The organism is Bacillus cereus group sp. BfR-BA-01430 (genome assembly GCF_022663115.1).
In the GTDB taxonomy this organism is placed as follows: Bacteria; Bacillota; Bacilli; order Bacillales; family Bacillaceae_G; genus Bacillus_A; species Bacillus_A cereus_BD.
This window is the reverse complement of record NZ_JAKUEW010000009.1, coordinates 49,869-65,686: the sequence shown is the minus strand read 5'-3', so window position 1 is coordinate 65,686 and position 15,818 is coordinate 49,869. Positions and strand designations below refer to the sequence as shown.

The window sequence follows — 15,818 nt, the reverse complement described above, 5'->3', positions numbered from 1 at the left end:
TAACTCCATAATTATAAGGATTCAGTCCCCAAATTTAAGACCATACCTATTATACGATATATTTGCCTTTTTATCATTTAACCTCAAAACATTCCTCTTCCACTACACTAATAGTTTCATCTAAAAAAATAGACGAATAACAAAAATATTTTTCGTTATTCGTCTATTTAAATTTATTATTATCTCTTATTCCTTCTTTTCTCCAAGAGCAAATGTAATTTCTGCTTCACAAGCAATTTCGCCATCTACTGTTGCAACAGCTTTTCCTTTTCCAATTGGACCGCGTACGCGTGTCATTTCTACTTCTAATCGGAGTTGATCTCCTGGGCGTACTTGCTTTTTAAAACGGCAATGATCAATACCTCCAAAGAAAGCAAGGCGTCCACGATTTTCTTCTTTCTTTAATATCGCAATTGCTCCGACTTGAGCCAATGCTTCCACAATTAACACTCCCGGCATGACTGCATAGTCAGGAAAATGCCCATTAAAGAATTCTTCATTTGCAGATACATTTTTAATACCAACTGCGCGCTTTCCCTCTTCTACTTCTAGTACTTTATCAACTAGCAAGAATGGGTAACGGTGCGGAATGATTTCTTTAATTTGTTCTATATTTAACATGAAAATATCGCTCCTTCTTCCATATTGGTCTTACCACTAGGATATATGTTATTATCCCATTTTGCCAGTGGTTTGTCATTATAAAAAAAGAAACGCCATTGATTTCAAAAAAAATGCACACACTCTTCTCTCAATAACAAGCTTCTTATAATAAAAATAATTACAGCTGACACGGAGGTAGAAAGGAGTGTGTGCCCAAGTTAGGGAAAGGCAATATATGTACCAAAACATTGGTTGCCTTAAGTGTCGTATTCACAATTTATTATATATGACAAAAATAAGAAAGAAAAATCCAATTTACACTCGTTTTTCTATTTATTTCTTGTTTTTAGTATATATTTCTTTATTTTCCTTCCGTTTTCTTAAATGTTATATTTTGAAATTATAATTTTAATAAAAAATACAGCATTCGATTATATATTTAAGGCAAGTCCTTATACCGCTAATGAAGTTAGTATAGTCATATGGATGCTTCCTTCCTACAATCAATTTCAAGGAGGAAGTTTCCATATGATAATAAAAAAATCTAATGAAAAATTCAAAAAAATGGTTAAATCATATCGTTCAAGGCGATCTGTAAAAGAATGAAGCAGTAAGTATAGCGTATCAGAAATAAAAGTTTATAAATGAATAAAAACACATTTTCTTATCACATCAGTTGATAAAGAAGAAGCGACGCTAGAAGATTTAAAACGAATGAAAAAAGAAATGCTTCGTTAAAAAAAGAAAATGAAATATTAAAAAAGGCTATGGCCATATTCGCGAGAAAATAAAGAATTAACCCCAAAAATTAAACAAATTCATCAAGATAGCAGAGCACGTTATGGTACGACAAAGATTCAACAACCACTTTTAGAGCAAGGATTACCATTAAGTATAAGACGTGTAGGGCGGCTCAAAAAAATATATCCGTTCCATTATCTTAAAAAAATACAAACCACATTCATCAGAGTCAACTGTAGAGAAGCGGACAAATCTATTAAAACAAAATTTCTTTACAACTACAATGAAGAGTGGGTAGCGGATATCACCTATATTCATATACCAAAAGATAGTTGGTGTTACCTAGCGTCTTTGGTGGATTTGTATTCTAAAAAATAGTTGGGTATTCATTTTCACGAAATATAAAAACAAATCTTGTGGTAAAAGCGTTAGAGAACGCTTACTATACACAAAAGCCACCAAAGGATCTCATTCTACATACTGGCTTAGGAACATAATATACAAGTCAGGAATTTTAAAGCTTACTTACAAATTATATAATCAAATCTTATTTCAGCAAGATATTGCATGTATCGAGTCGTTTCATGCTATTTTAAATAAAGAAGAAGTATATTTTACAAAATATATTACATTTGAACAAGCCAAATTGACACTATTTCAATACATCGAGGGATAGTATAACCGCAAGAGAATTCATAGTAGCATTGGTTATAAAACTCCCCAAGCAATAGAAGATCCAGCTAAAGAGGTAGCATAAACTTAATTTTTTTTGTCCAAAATATTGACTCAAATTCATTACTGAATAATAAAAAAGTTAGCAAATGCCATCGCTAACAAGATGGCGGAACAATATAATTCAACTTGTAATACTTAACTATTGTCTTCTCACATACCTCATAAAAAAGAGATTTATCTTTATTACTAAGAAAGATAAATCTCTAAAGAAAAATACAATCATTTCTTCATAATTGCTATAGATTGAATCTCCATATGTGTTTGATCTGAACGTGCAGCAATATAATAACTATTGGTTTCATAGAAGTAATTATTTTCTTCCTTATTGCTTATACCTTCTTTTCCTAATAACTCATGAAGCTTTTTAACAGATAGTGAGATATTTTGGAACGTAACATCTACTACATTCTCTTTTAAAATGCCAAATTGAATATTTCCATCTTTAATAATTCTTTTTCCTGCTACTGTCTGTAATGGATTTAATGCATTCGGATATGTTGTCTGCAACTCATTTTCTGTCTTTCCTAAATAAGAAGGTGCATTCTGAAATTGTGCCCCATACACACGCTTTAGCAACGAAAGTAAATCATCTAATTTCGAATCTTCAATTGTACTTTTCTGTTGTGTAAATGGTGTAATATATTGTGCACTCATCCATCCCGTTTCACCACTTAGCAATTTAACTTGTACCCATTCATTATTTGCTTCCGCATCCTTTTTACTACGATCAGATATAGTAAAGATATCTCCAAAGTTTGCTATAACTATGCGCTCACTACTTTTACTTGCTTCTTTACGAATACTAATTTCATTGCTTGTTACTATATATTTCTCTTCTTTTTTCTTTGCTTTTGCTACTCGCTTATCCTCAGTCTCCATCTTACTTGAAACAGTCTTTCCTATCTCTCTATTACCTTTGTTGACTGGAATTAAATCCTTATAATAAGTTCCTGTTGTCAACATTCCTACAACAACGGCTATGCAAACACCTAAAATTATAAAATTTTTCTTTTTTACTTTATGAAAATTTGATTTCCTTCTATAATAGCCCTTTGGTACTTTAAATTGTTGTTCCTGTAGTAAGCCATGTTGAAATTGCAAAGTCTGTTCTTCCCTTAATTTCCTCCTTTCTTCTGCATTCATTTGATTATACCGTTTCAAAAATCCCCCATAATTACCAACCACTTCTTTTACATCGCCGTACTCTTTTACCTGACCATAATGTAGCCAAAGGGCTTTTGTACAGAAATTTTGTACTTGAGAAAGCGAATGACTAATAAAGAAGATAGTTTTCCCCTTCTCTTTAAATTCATTCATTTTATCTAAACACTTTTGAGTAAATGTCTGATCCCCAACCGAAAGCGCCTCATCAATTACTAAAATATCTGGATTAATATGAACCGAAATAGCAAACCCAATCCTTGACTTCATCCCACTTGAATATGTTTTAACAGGTTGATATATAAATTTTCCAATATCAGCAAATTCAATAACCTTAGGCGTAATTTCTCGAATCTGCTCTTTCGTAAGTCCCATCATTAAACCTTTTAACTCAATATTCTCAATCCCTGTTAGTTGGTTATTTAGCCCTGAAGAAATAGCAATTAGTGCTGCTGAACCATTAACATTCACTTTTCCTTTATTTGGAATTGTCACGCCCGCAATTAAATTTGATAATGTACTCTTACCAGAACCATTTAAACCTATAATTCCAACAATTTCTCCCTCTGGAACCTCAAATGATATATTATTTAACGCATAATGGTACTCACCATCTTCACTCTTAAAAAATAAGTCTTTTAACTTATCAGAAGACTTTTTGTACATCTTATATTTTTTTGTAACATGTTCGAACTTCACTTTATAATTCATTGAATCATTCACCTTTTATAAGTAGTCAACAAACTGTTTGCGGAATCTTATATGAAACATTGATCCAACCACAAACAAAACAATAGCGATTCCCCAGAAGTATAATGTGTATAGTGACCATATAAAGCTAGTATCGCCGTGTAATAACGATAGTCTATACCCTTCCACCACATAGTAAAAAGGGTTTACTTTCATTAAGTACGCAAAAATTCCACTCATATGCTCACTTGGTTTCCATAATACTGGTGTTAAATAAAATAACATTCTTGTAATTGATTGAATAAATAAATGTATATCTCTTGAAATAGTAGAAATTGTGGAAGTAATAAAAGCTAATGCAATTAAAAAACAAAAAGTAGAAAATATACAATATATCAATCCAACGATACTAAGAAAACTTAGCCCTTTAATAAATAAAATAATAATTAATAACACGCCAAGTAAAATTATATGTGTATATAATTGCGACAGTATGACATAAGTTGGGATTACACTCAACGGAAAATTCATTTTAGAAACTGTACTCAGTTTAGCATAAATAGAGTTTGAACCTTGAATAATGGAACCATTAATGAAAAACCACGGAATAATTCCACATATCATCCAAACAAAGAAAGGAACCTCTTCTACAGGCGCTCCACCCCGAATGCCTAAACCAAATACTAACCAATATACTAAAATTTGCGTTAATGGATTTAAAAATACCCATATGATACCTAACGTACTTGCCGCATATTGTTGCTTAATCTCATACAAAGAAAGCCTGCCCATTAAATATAAATTATCTAATTGTTCATGAAAAACACTCTTTATTGCGTTCATACAGTAACCCCATTTTCCTGCAATACCTTGTATAAGTTCCCAAAATGAATAATTTTCATCTTACTTTCTGGATTTTCTTTTATACAGTTACGCGTATCAAAAAGAAATGGTTGTCTCATTTTAGGAGCTAACCGATTATAATCCATATTCTTAAATTCATCATGATCTGCTAATATAAGGATTAAGTCAGCTTCTTCTACCGCTTCTTCTGCAGATAATGTGTTAAAGAAATTTGATTGAATATATGGATCATGGATTGTAACCGTGTATCTTTGATGACGAAGTAAATCCAGAATTTCTAGTGCTGGGCTTTCTCTCATGTCATCTGTATTTCCTTTATAAGTTACACCAAATACAGCAACTTTTGGTTTTTCAATCCCCTTAAGTAATTTTCTTACCTTTTCTACGACATAAAAAGGCATAGAAATATTTGTATCCCGGGACATCCGAATAATATTTGTCAACTCTGGTGCCTTCGCCACAATAAAATATGGATCAACAGCTAAGCAATGTCCTCCTACACCTGGTCCCGGCTGATGTAAGTTTACACGAGGGTGTTTATTTGCCATTTCAATAACATCCAATACATTAATTTCTAGTCTATTACACACCTTTGCTAATTCATTTGACAGTGCAATATTAACATCTCTAAACGTATTTTCCATTAACTTAGACATCTCTGCTGTTTTTGCATCTGTTTCAACTATTTCACCTTGTACAAACATTTCATATACCTTTGCACCCATCCGAGCACAAGCTGGTGTGATTCCACCTACAATTCTATTATTAAAAACAATTTCTTCCATAATTTTACCCGGAAGTACACGCTCTGGACAATGTACTAAATATATATCTTTCCCAACTATAAAACCAGCCTCTTCAACTAAAGGCCTTATATAATCATCCATGCTACGTGGGGCAATTGTTGATTCTACAATTAGTATGTTCCCACGTTTAACATGCGGAAGCATTTTTTCTACCGCCATCAATACTCCACTTAAATCACATGATTTATATTCATCTTCATGATTTGGCGTTGGAACAGAAATAATAAAAACATCTGCCATTTCTGGAGTAAGTGAAGCACGTAACTTCCCTTCATTTACTACTCTTTTTACAACTTCCCCAAGACCTGGCTCTTCAATATGAATTTCTCCTTGATTTAGCTTATCTACAACTTCTGGATTAATATCAACCCCCACTACTTCAGCACCATGTTTCGCAAACATGGCGGAAGTAGGGAGACCGATATAGCCTAGTCCTATTACACAAACTTTCATAGATTGTATCCTCTCCATATACATCATTAATAAACTTTACGCTCTATTTCTTTAAAGCCTCTAAAATATTTTTATACACTGGTGCATGGTTCGAAAGATAATTTGTTAATACAATTTGATGTAAATTATTTAAGAATTCATTATAATATTTCAGTTCATAATGAACACCAAATAATCCCCATGGATGGTCTTCATATGCAGCATAATTCTTATAACCTAAATCTATATACTGTAAATCAAAGTTTTCCAACACATACCTATCTAACATTTCCCAATCTTCATTCAATCTTTCCACATCTAAACTAGAGCCTATTCTTTGTAATTCATCTTCCTTATTATAATAAAAATTTGTAAACCTAGCTTTATGCAAAATAATTTTACAACTTGGTAATTTCGTTCTTAAAAATTCAAACAATCTATGAATAGCACCTTTCCATATCGAAAATATGCTTCTGTTTGATTCATAAGGCTAATGTTTTTATAATTTTTAAGTTCTTTGAAATACTGTGTTCTCCCTATTTTCCAATGATTATTTGTTAAGAAAGTCCCCCCTAAATCTATACATCCAAAATAAACATCACTAAAAAAATCTATAATTACATAATCTGTTTTTTGTTCTTCTAAAACATCTAAATAATTTTTTCAAAATCCGCTTTAACTTCTTTAGTGTCCCACTCATTTAAGTTACTCAATTTATCAGCTGAAAAAGGAGTTGGTTCAGCCATCAAACTAATAATCGAAGTTTGTTTTTGTAATGATATGCAATTATAGTAACGCTTATAATCATAATTAAACTTGCTATTAAAATTATCTCTCGTTACACAAGGGCCTAAAACTGATATTGTAACTGGTTTGTCCATATACACTTTTTCCCTTAAGATTTTTTTTGTTTAATTAACTCATAAATTCTTTCACTATTATGACCATCTTTATACTTAAAAATTCTATTAGAATTTTTAAGATACTGCTTATTTGTTTTAAATTTATTATCCACTATTTCCTTTACATTTTTGATTAAATCATCTTCCGTTGAAACAATTTTACCGATATCACTGTACTTTATTTCCTTAGTTGGCACATGGTGATTATTGTGAGGATCAAATTGATACAACACAACTGGTTTATCCATATACAAGAAATCCAATGATACAGATGAATAATCTGTAATTAATAGTGCACTTTCCTTCAACAATTCCGATACTATAGAATTGGCCTTTATTAAAAATTCTATATTAGGATGATCGACTTCAAATTCACTCATAAACTTTTGCATTTGGCTATGCACATAAAATTTCACTGAAATATTGTGTTGTTCTATCATGTCTAAAAATGATTTTCTTGTAAGTAAATTTCTATATGTTTGATAATATTCCGATTGTACAAATTGTGCCCTACTTACATTAGATAATTCCCTACGCCATGTTGGCATAATTAATATTTGCTTTTTTGTTTTTCTATTTTGTAAATTATCAAACCTTGCTAGTCCTGTTACCAAAACGTCCTCATCTTCGTATCCTAATGTTTGCATAATAATTTTTTTCTCGGCTTCCGAACTAGAAATAATAAAATCTTGATTGTACTTATCCTTACGCAGGTACGGGGAAATATTTTGAATAATAACCCCATGCTGTAAACAAATATTACGTTTATTAGCAATGTTTTTCTTAAACAATCTAATAAATTTATCGTTTGGTTTTGGATAAGAACATTCTTCAAACACCCAAGCACTTAAATACATATCTGCTGCTAACATATATACTTTATGTTTTAAAGAGGAATGATAAATGACGTTCCCATATTTCTTAACCTTTTCTACGTGAGGTGAATCTTTATTAATAATGTAATACACTTTTTGTCGTGTATGATTTTCTCGGCAATATTTAAAGAAGAAATACCCATTATCTTCAGCTTGGTCCTCCCGCTCTCCAATTAACCAAATCTCCTTATTTCCTTTTTGGATTTTTACAAAAAGACTTAAGAAAATAATAAAGGCTTTATACATAATCTCTTTAATATTCCTAAAAGCAGTTTCTGCATATCTAATTGGCTTAGTAACCTTCCATGATAAAGAATCTGTTAAATTATGTGGATTTTTCTCAAAATATTTTTCATATTTTTGGGATTGACCATACCAATACCTTTTGCTCCTCAGTAATTTCATATATTGAATAGCTTCTTCATCTAATCCTTGACTCAATAAATTAATGAATCCATGATACACTTTGCTATCATTTAAAACATCATTATTTGAAATACTATGCAATTCCCTTAAAGTATTGAAAAGCCTTTGCTGATATCCTACTTCTACTTGATCCAAGAAAATATTCTTATCTGCGAGATACAACATTCGTTTCATGAGCAATTTATTCAGACGTCCATCAAAATCACTACCGTAATCTTTTATTAAAAGATTGCATATGCTCTCCATCTCGTCTATAGCATGAATGATATATTGATCATCAAAAGCAGCTTTATCTTTATAATTGATTTTTGGGGAAAATGCGTATTTAACACCCATTAAATATAACTTAACATTGACATATGAAATATCTTCTATATTACCTTTTGAAAGAAATGAAAATTCTTTTCTCATTAAAGTTTCTTTTTTAATAAGTTTTAATGACGTTAAGGTATCAAAATCACTGCCTAATATATTTTTATCGTCTATTGAAGCTCTTCCTTTTATATCTAAGGGTATCGATACAAAATCGTATTCCTTTTTTCGAATTAAATTATACATTTCTTCGTATACATTTAGCCTAAATTTATAACTCAATTTACAAAAACTAACATACTCACCTTTCAAGGCACCTATATCTAACTTATCCTTGGTGAAAATAATATTTGTATTCAATTCTCCTGTTGGTATTTGTAATTGTTCTTTTAATTCTCCACTACTTTCATTACATAAAAATACCAATTCAATATTTTTATAACCAATAGTTTGCTGTCTAAAAAGTTTAATTAACTGCCCTACTTTGGACGTCTCATTAGTGTATAGCGGTACCACTACGCTTATCTTCATTTAGAAATCTCCCTTTTATTACATTTACAATCTTAAAGTTTCTATTTCTAAGAGGTTTTGTAATTTTCCAAGAAAAGCTATCTCGAATAGCCATTTGTTTTTTATATTTTTTTTGTAACTCAGTACCTTTCTTATACCACCATCTTCTGGAAATGAGCATACCATTATAATCAATCGCTTCTTCTATACATCCTTTTGCAATTAGACTGAGTAAAGGCTCTTCCCACAAAAGATATTTCTTCACAATATTTTTATCATAATCTTTTATTACTTCTCTAATTAAATTCATTAACTCTTTCTTCTCATTCATTCTCAGTCTATTAAAATCTGGATCACATACCTTCCAAAGAATAGACCTCAAAACATTTACTTGAAAATAATTGTACTGCTCTTTATCTAATGTTGTTTTAATCATTTGAAAAGATTTCACATCATTTACAACTGTACTCATTATATTTTGTTGTGTTAATGATAAATTCCCCTCATCGTTACGGGATCTATACATATAAACTACTTGAGGGATATAGCTAAACTGCTTTGCTTTTGTAAACAACTGTGCATCATAATATTTATCTTCACCATTTCTCATACCTTCAATAAAATAAATCTTATTTTTTCTCACAAAAGAGGTTCTAACTAACTTTAAAATTATTGCTGTTTTAACTTGCATAAAGAATGGAACTCTTTTTATATCAACATTATAATAGTATTTTTGTAATAAATAATGTCTAAAAGTAGTATGCTCTCCTTGAACACCATCACTGTCATTAAAACTTCGCATTTTCCCCATAACAAAATCAGATTTGTATTCTTCCGCTACATTAAACAAGGTTTCATACGCATCGGCTGGTATATAGTCATCTGGATCCATAAATATTAAATATTTCCCCTTTGCAAGATCAATACCAATATTTCTTGGTTTCCCAGGTGCACCACAATTTTTTTCTAAGTGTATGACTTTAAAATTATCATACTTCAAAGCATATTGATCCAAAATTGCTCCAGTACCATCTGTAGAACAATCATTTACCATAATAACTTCTAAATTTTCTACCCCGATAGTTTGATTAACAAGAGATTCTAAACACTCTACTATATACTTTTCTACATTGTATATCGGCAAGATTACCGAGATTAGTGGTTTTTTCAAATCGTTACACCCCTTCTATCTTCTCAAATAGCGTTTGGCAATGTGAATTTTTTAATTTGATAATATATTTATCTACTTTTCCTAAATTAGAATTGTTTAATAAAACTTCAAAGTTACTTAATAAAGAGTGAATATCTTCTTCTTTTTCTACTCTTTCCCCAAATAAATCTTCTTTATGATCAATCGGACCTTCATTATAATGCCTAGAATAAAACTCATCATAATCAAACTGATAGAAAATAACAGGTTTATTCATATAAGCAAAATCAAATGAAACTGTAGAATAATCTGTAATCAGTAAACGATGTCGTTTTAATAGACTTTGCACTGTTTCTTCACCTTGTTTAACAATTTTGATTCGTTCATGAGACACAGGCATTTCTGCACCAAATTTTTGCGTTTGATAATGCGGAAAAAATGTCAATGTCAAATCTTGTTCTTCTAATATTTGATGAAGTTGTTTACTTTGTAAAAATGACATATATGTTTGCCAATACTTAGATTCCATTAATTGTTCTTTCGTTTTAATCCAGCTTCTCCAAGTTGGCATGAGTAAAATTTCATTTCCTTTACTCTCATCCTGCAATGCATCCCAACGTGCGAGTCCGGTTACAATGACTTCGTCTTCCTTATAGCCAAATTCTTTTACAATATGCTCCTTTTCAAATTGGGAAGATACAACAAATAAAGAATATCCCATACGATTTTTATTTAATACATGATTTACTCGACTTACGCCTATTACTCCATGTTGAATAAAAATTTTCTTATTTTGTTGCCATTCTGGATAATACTTTAAAATATGTTTATAAGCATCTGTATACATATTTGCTGTTTCTGAATAACTGTTAATTGTCTTATTACAAACCAACAAATAGAATGTATGTTTGAACCCCCCAAACTGAATAATATTACTCAGTTCTTTAATGTTTTGATAATCATTACATTGCTTATCAATAATATAAAAGATTGGAATCTCAGGATGTTCTTTTCGAATATAAGTAAACAAGTGATACGAGTTGTCTTGCGCCGTATCTGGTCTTTCACCAATTAACCATATTTTCTTTTTACGAAAATATGAACCGAATAATTTATAGGCTATGATTGCAAAGAATGTTGTATAGTCCTTTCGCTTAAATAAACCTATATCATAGCGAATTCCTCGCTTTAATTCCCGATACTTATTCATTATTCGCTGTGTATGATTACACTTACGAATACAAATTGTAGCTTCACTATTTTTATATAGCATTCTAATTTCTAATGGATTTATATTTTGATGCTTTGTATTATTGCGTAACTGTGCTAATAGAACCTTCATCGGTTCTTCAACAACAGTATTCCCTATGCTGAGGCGTATTGATATTTTCCATTCTCCCTCATCTAACAAATTTTTCACATTGACGTCTATTGTTTCAAACCCCGCATCATTATAGTCAATGGTATTGTTAGAAAATAGATATGTTATATCGGTACGTAAGGAGCTTTTTAGTTGAATTTTTTTTATAGTCCCTTTTTTACGAAATACTAATTCTTTTTTGACTTTCTCTGTCGAAATGTTTTCAATAAAGGCATACCCACTAATTGTTAGAACATCTTGGCGAAGTTGTATACCCTCGATTCGATGATTCAATATTAATTTATTTACTTGTAACAAAGTCTTATATTGAGGAAAAAATCGATAAAGGTAATAATAATATTTTTCATTCTCATGAATATGTTCTTTTGAAATAGATTCGTCTTGAAAGATAACTAGTAGTTGTTCTAAAGCTATATAGTCACCCTCTCTAATTATTTTAGTGATTAATTGATCACGTACATTTAAATTTTCTGCAACACTCGAATGATGTACGTTTAACAAAAATTCATTTCCAAGCTGAATAACTCGCAAAATTTGTTCCCTTGAAAAACTAGAAGCTTTCAAAACAATAGAATCAATAAAAAACTTCCATTGTCTCTCTTCAATAAAATGAATGAATGAACTTTTTTGAAGATTTATATACAAATCTGCTAACTTCCTTTGTAAATTGACTAACTGATGAAAAAATGAAATATTTGCTTTTTTAGATAGATTCCCTCCCTTATCTAGTACCCTATAATTCAGAAGTGGAATATCTTGCACCGCAATACGTTCTGCCATAAGTAAGCACCTTTGAGTAAATAATAAATCTTCTCCTACCCATAAATCTTCATCAAACCTGATGTTATGTCGTCTACATAACTCTCTTTTAAAGATTTTGTTACTAGCAGATGGGGTAAAGTGCAATTCTGGATGCTTTGTAATATGTCTCACAATAGGCAATTTCTTATCAAATATTTTTTTCATATATGAAAGTGGCCAACGTCTATATTCATTAAAACAAGTAATATTTGCAATAGCGATATCTGCATCTTTCTGACTCGCAAGCTTATACAACTGTTCATATGCCATTTGATTTACATAATCATCCGCATCTAAAAATGTAGCGTATTTTCCCTTCGCATGTTGAAGTCCAACATTGCGTGCAACACTTACCCCTGCATTCTCCTGCTCATAAACAGTTAAATGCTCATACTTTTTTTCATATTGTTGTAAAATTTTCATACTATTGTCCGTTGATCCATCATCTACAACAATAATCTCAATATTGTTCAATGTTTGATCGATAACAGATTGAAGACACTGTTCTAAATACTGTCCTTTATTATAATTTGTAATAACAACACTTAATTTTACTTTTGTCAACAATCATCAACCTCTTTTTCTACCCCATTGAATAACATGAAGAATCGAAATTTATCTTTTATTCTTCATGTTATTGCAGATCTATATATATCTACAAAAATTTCTTTTTCTTTTTCCCAATTATAATTTTCACGTGCAATAAAACAATTTTGTCTCATTTTTTCACGTTCTTCGGGATGATCAAGCAAATAGTTTACCCCTTCTGCAATAGAAGTCGGATCATGTGAGTCTACACAAATTCCTATATATTCTTTTTCTACCACACGTTGAATTTCCGGAAAACTACAAGCAATAACAGGCACTCCACTCATCATATACTCAAATAATTTATTAGATGAGGCTGAATAATGATTGAAGCAAACATTATTTAATACTTGAAAGCCTAGATAAGCATTTTTAGTATAATGCAGCAATTCATTCACCGGTACCTTCGGAATAAATTTTACCTTGTTTTCTAGCCCCAATTCCACGACCATTTTTTGTAAATCAGGTTTAATTCGTCCATCACCAATAAATACAACCGTTCCTCTATTAAACATTGGGACTGCTTGTATTAATTTATCTAAACCTCTTCCTATTTGAATACCACCTTGATATAAAAGTATCGGCTCATCCATTGGAAGATTTAACCTTTTGTGTAAATCAACTGAGTTGCTTTTCTCAGGTTGCGTAACAAAAGGATAATTATGGATTACCTTAGGGTACAAACCATATAAATCTTCTGCATATTTTGCACGTGTATGATTTTCCATAATCATTACATCAGTATATTTCAAAAAGAATCTTTCCATAATCCCATAAATTTTACTGTTATATCCTGTACGACTTGTCTGCACTTCATGTGAATCATAAATTAACTTTTTCTTTCTAAATACTTTAGCACATAGCCATCCTTGTGGTAACGTATTCAGGTCATTGGAATGATAGAAATCATACTTCTTTTTCAATCCATTTTTAACCATTTGAATTAAGATATATGATCGAATAATTAAAGTTCTTATTTTTCTTATTGAAAATAAAATAGCAAATAGTAATAAAATTGATGTGGCAATGGGAAACTTCCATAATGCAAAAGCAGCGATTACAGCAACTAGTAACTTTGTAATTACATTTTTCATAACAAACTTTTTCACACAATTTATTGCTCCAAATACTTTCTGTAAAAGCCAAAGGCGATTGTTGACACGCGTTACTGTAAATCCTTCTTTACGCATTTCCCACTTTGATAAGTTACTCTGTTTCCAATCATGAATACATATTAAATCTATTTCATACCCAGCTTCAGCTAATGCTGTACACTCTCTTAATACACGAGCATCATTTGTGAAGTGGTTCCATACGAACATACAAACTTTTTGCTGTGACATCCTGCTCCTCCATTAAACTAATTAATACTTTGATATTATCTTTCCATCTTAAATGTTGAAAAGCATAATCGTAGCCATTCTTTCCTTTCCTTCTTCTCAGGACTTCGTTTTCCGCTAGAGTTAAAATATGTTTTCCCAACTCTTCAACTGTACGATCATGCAAAATATTCCCACATTCAGCTTCGGTAATAACCTTCTGTGCATAACCAGATACGTCTCCTACAATGGGCTTCTGCATGCACATGTAATCAATAATCTTCCCTGGTAATACCGTTTGAAATACTTTTTTATCTGCTAAACTCACATATGCAATTTGTGCTTTTGCAACTTCTTTTAAAGTAGCATTACGGTTTTTTGCCTTAACAATTTCTATGTTAGAAAGATTTTTTTGCTTAATAACTTCTGCTACCTCGTAGCTTTTGAAGCCATACCCAATTATTTTAAAGTTAATATACTCATATTTCTTCAGATACTCTGCAACATTGATCAATTTCCGGATATCTTGCGCTAAGCCAATATTACCTGTGTAAATTACTGTAACGCCCTTCCTTTTCTCCTCCTTTAATTGATGTGCTGCCATCTGTAATTCCTTCTCAGTAAGTGAGTTGGGCATGAACGATATAATTTCTCTATTAATCTTTTTAAGCTCAAGATAAGGAATAAATCCTTCACTATTTACAATAATGTGATCTGCCGAACGGTATAAAAATTTCTCTAAACTATAAGCTATAAATAACACAAAATGATTTACAAAAACGCCTACACCTAGCAAAGACTCTGGCCATAAGTCTCGCACATCCAAAATCAGCTTCGTCTTAAATCTTTTTTTTGCAAATAAACCGGCTAAACCAATAAAAATTGGAGGCGTTGAAACAAACACATAATCATATTTTTCTTTCATTCCAAAGATAGCCATAATAAATCTGAAAGTAATTTCTAAGTATAAAAACAACCTTCTAATCATATTATTCGTATACTTTCGTGTTTTTGGCTTAACACGAATTATTTTTCCATTATCCAGAAACTCCTCATCCCAAAACTCCTGATTCTTATACAAATTCTGATTTGGATATCGAGGATCTGTTGTAAGAACTGTAACATCATATCCTTCTTGAGTTAGTTCTGAATAAATATTCTTAATACGATTCGCAGCACTTCCGATTTCCGGATAGAAATTTTGTGCTACTACTAACACTTTTTTCATTTTATTATATCCCTCTTTTCCACATACTAAATACATCTCCTAACCTTCAGTTACCTATTATTTGAATTATATCCAAAAAATGTTTTTCGATATAATCTCTGTCTTAATAAAAAATTTACAAACTTCATTTTGATTTTACAAATACTAGATTATCATTAAATATGACAAAATTGAACTGTTACATATAATAAATCTAGCATTTTTTAACTTAAAACCTTTATTTCCATAATACTTTATATTATAATAAATAGTTAAAAATCAAGATTTGTCGATATTATATTAGACAAATCTTGA

At 30.8% G+C, this 15,818-nt stretch carries 11 protein-coding genes and 1 pseudogene; 1 reads left to right on the top strand and 11 read right to left on the bottom strand.

Annotated elements, in window-relative coordinates:
* Positions 1-186 precede the first annotated feature (186 nt).
* Positions 187-621, bottom strand: coding sequence for a 3-hydroxyacyl-ACP dehydratase FabZ (fabZ, locus tag MR058_RS15480; RefSeq protein ID WP_048723522.1), 435 nt, complete (start codon positions 619-621; stop codon positions 187-189).
* 510 nt (positions 622-1,131) lie between these two features.
* On the opposite strand from fabZ, the pseudogene MR058_RS15475 reads away from it, so the two are divergent.
* A pseudogene (locus tag MR058_RS15475) lies at positions 1,132-2,101 on the top strand (IS3 family transposase).
* Between the two features lie 197 nt (positions 2,102-2,298).
* Here MR058_RS15475 and tagH read toward each other — a convergent pair.
* The 10 genes from tagH to MR058_RS15425 all read right to left on the bottom strand — a co-directional run bounded on the left by tagH (position 2,299) and on the right by MR058_RS15425 (position 15,524).
* Complete coding sequence (gene tagH, locus MR058_RS15470) at positions 2,299-3,951, bottom strand: teichoic acids export ABC transporter ATP-binding subunit TagH (protein WP_242144841.1); 1,653 nt, start codon at positions 3,949-3,951, stop codon at positions 2,299-2,301.
* Between the two features lie 15 nt (positions 3,952-3,966).
* Positions 3,967-4,773, bottom strand: a complete 807-nt coding sequence (locus MR058_RS15465) for an ABC transporter permease (protein ID WP_242144840.1) — start codon at positions 4,771-4,773, stop codon at positions 3,967-3,969.
* Complete coding sequence (locus tag MR058_RS15460; RefSeq protein WP_242144839.1) at positions 4,770-6,053, bottom strand: nucleotide sugar dehydrogenase; 1,284 nt, start codon at positions 6,051-6,053, stop codon at positions 4,770-4,772. Before MR058_RS15460 ends, MR058_RS15465 begins: the two co-directional genes overlap by 4 nt.
* Before the next feature lie 43 nt (positions 6,054-6,096).
* Positions 6,097-6,492: a DUF6270 domain-containing protein gene (locus tag MR058_RS15455; RefSeq protein WP_313949175.1), complete on the bottom strand. Its 396-nt coding sequence runs from the start codon at positions 6,490-6,492 to the stop codon at positions 6,097-6,099.
* 190 nt (positions 6,493-6,682) lie between these two features.
* Positions 6,683-6,913 (bottom strand): hypothetical protein, encoded by a 231-nt coding sequence (locus MR058_RS15450; protein WP_242144837.1) that lies wholly within the window; start codon positions 6,911-6,913, stop codon positions 6,683-6,685.
* Between the two features lie 14 nt (positions 6,914-6,927).
* Positions 6,928-9,078 carry a bifunctional glycosyltransferase/CDP-glycerol:glycerophosphate glycerophosphotransferase gene (locus MR058_RS15445; RefSeq protein ID WP_242144836.1) on the bottom strand — a complete coding sequence of 717 codons (2,151 nt, stop codon included), beginning with the start codon at positions 9,076-9,078 and terminating at the stop codon, positions 6,928-6,930.
* Complete coding sequence (locus tag MR058_RS15440; RefSeq protein ID WP_242144835.1) at positions 9,044-10,228, bottom strand: glycosyltransferase family 2 protein; 1,185 nt, start codon at positions 10,226-10,228, stop codon at positions 9,044-9,046. The genes MR058_RS15445 and MR058_RS15440 overlap by 35 nt, the downstream gene beginning before the upstream one ends.
* Positions 10,229-10,232: 4 nt before the next feature.
* Positions 10,233-12,956 carry a glycosyltransferase gene (locus MR058_RS15435; protein WP_242144834.1) on the bottom strand — a complete coding sequence of 908 codons (2,724 nt, stop codon included), beginning with the start codon at positions 12,954-12,956 and terminating at the stop codon, positions 10,233-10,235.
* Between the two features lie 62 nt (positions 12,957-13,018).
* Positions 13,019-14,320, bottom strand: a complete 1,302-nt coding sequence (locus tag MR058_RS15430; protein WP_242144833.1) for a glycosyltransferase — start codon at positions 14,318-14,320, stop codon at positions 13,019-13,021.
* Positions 14,271-15,524 (bottom strand): glycosyltransferase family 4 protein, encoded by a 1,254-nt coding sequence (locus MR058_RS15425; protein ID WP_242144832.1) that lies wholly within the window; start codon positions 15,522-15,524, stop codon positions 14,271-14,273. The genes MR058_RS15430 and MR058_RS15425 overlap by 50 nt, the downstream gene beginning before the upstream one ends.
* Positions 15,525-15,818: the final 294 nt, after the last annotated feature.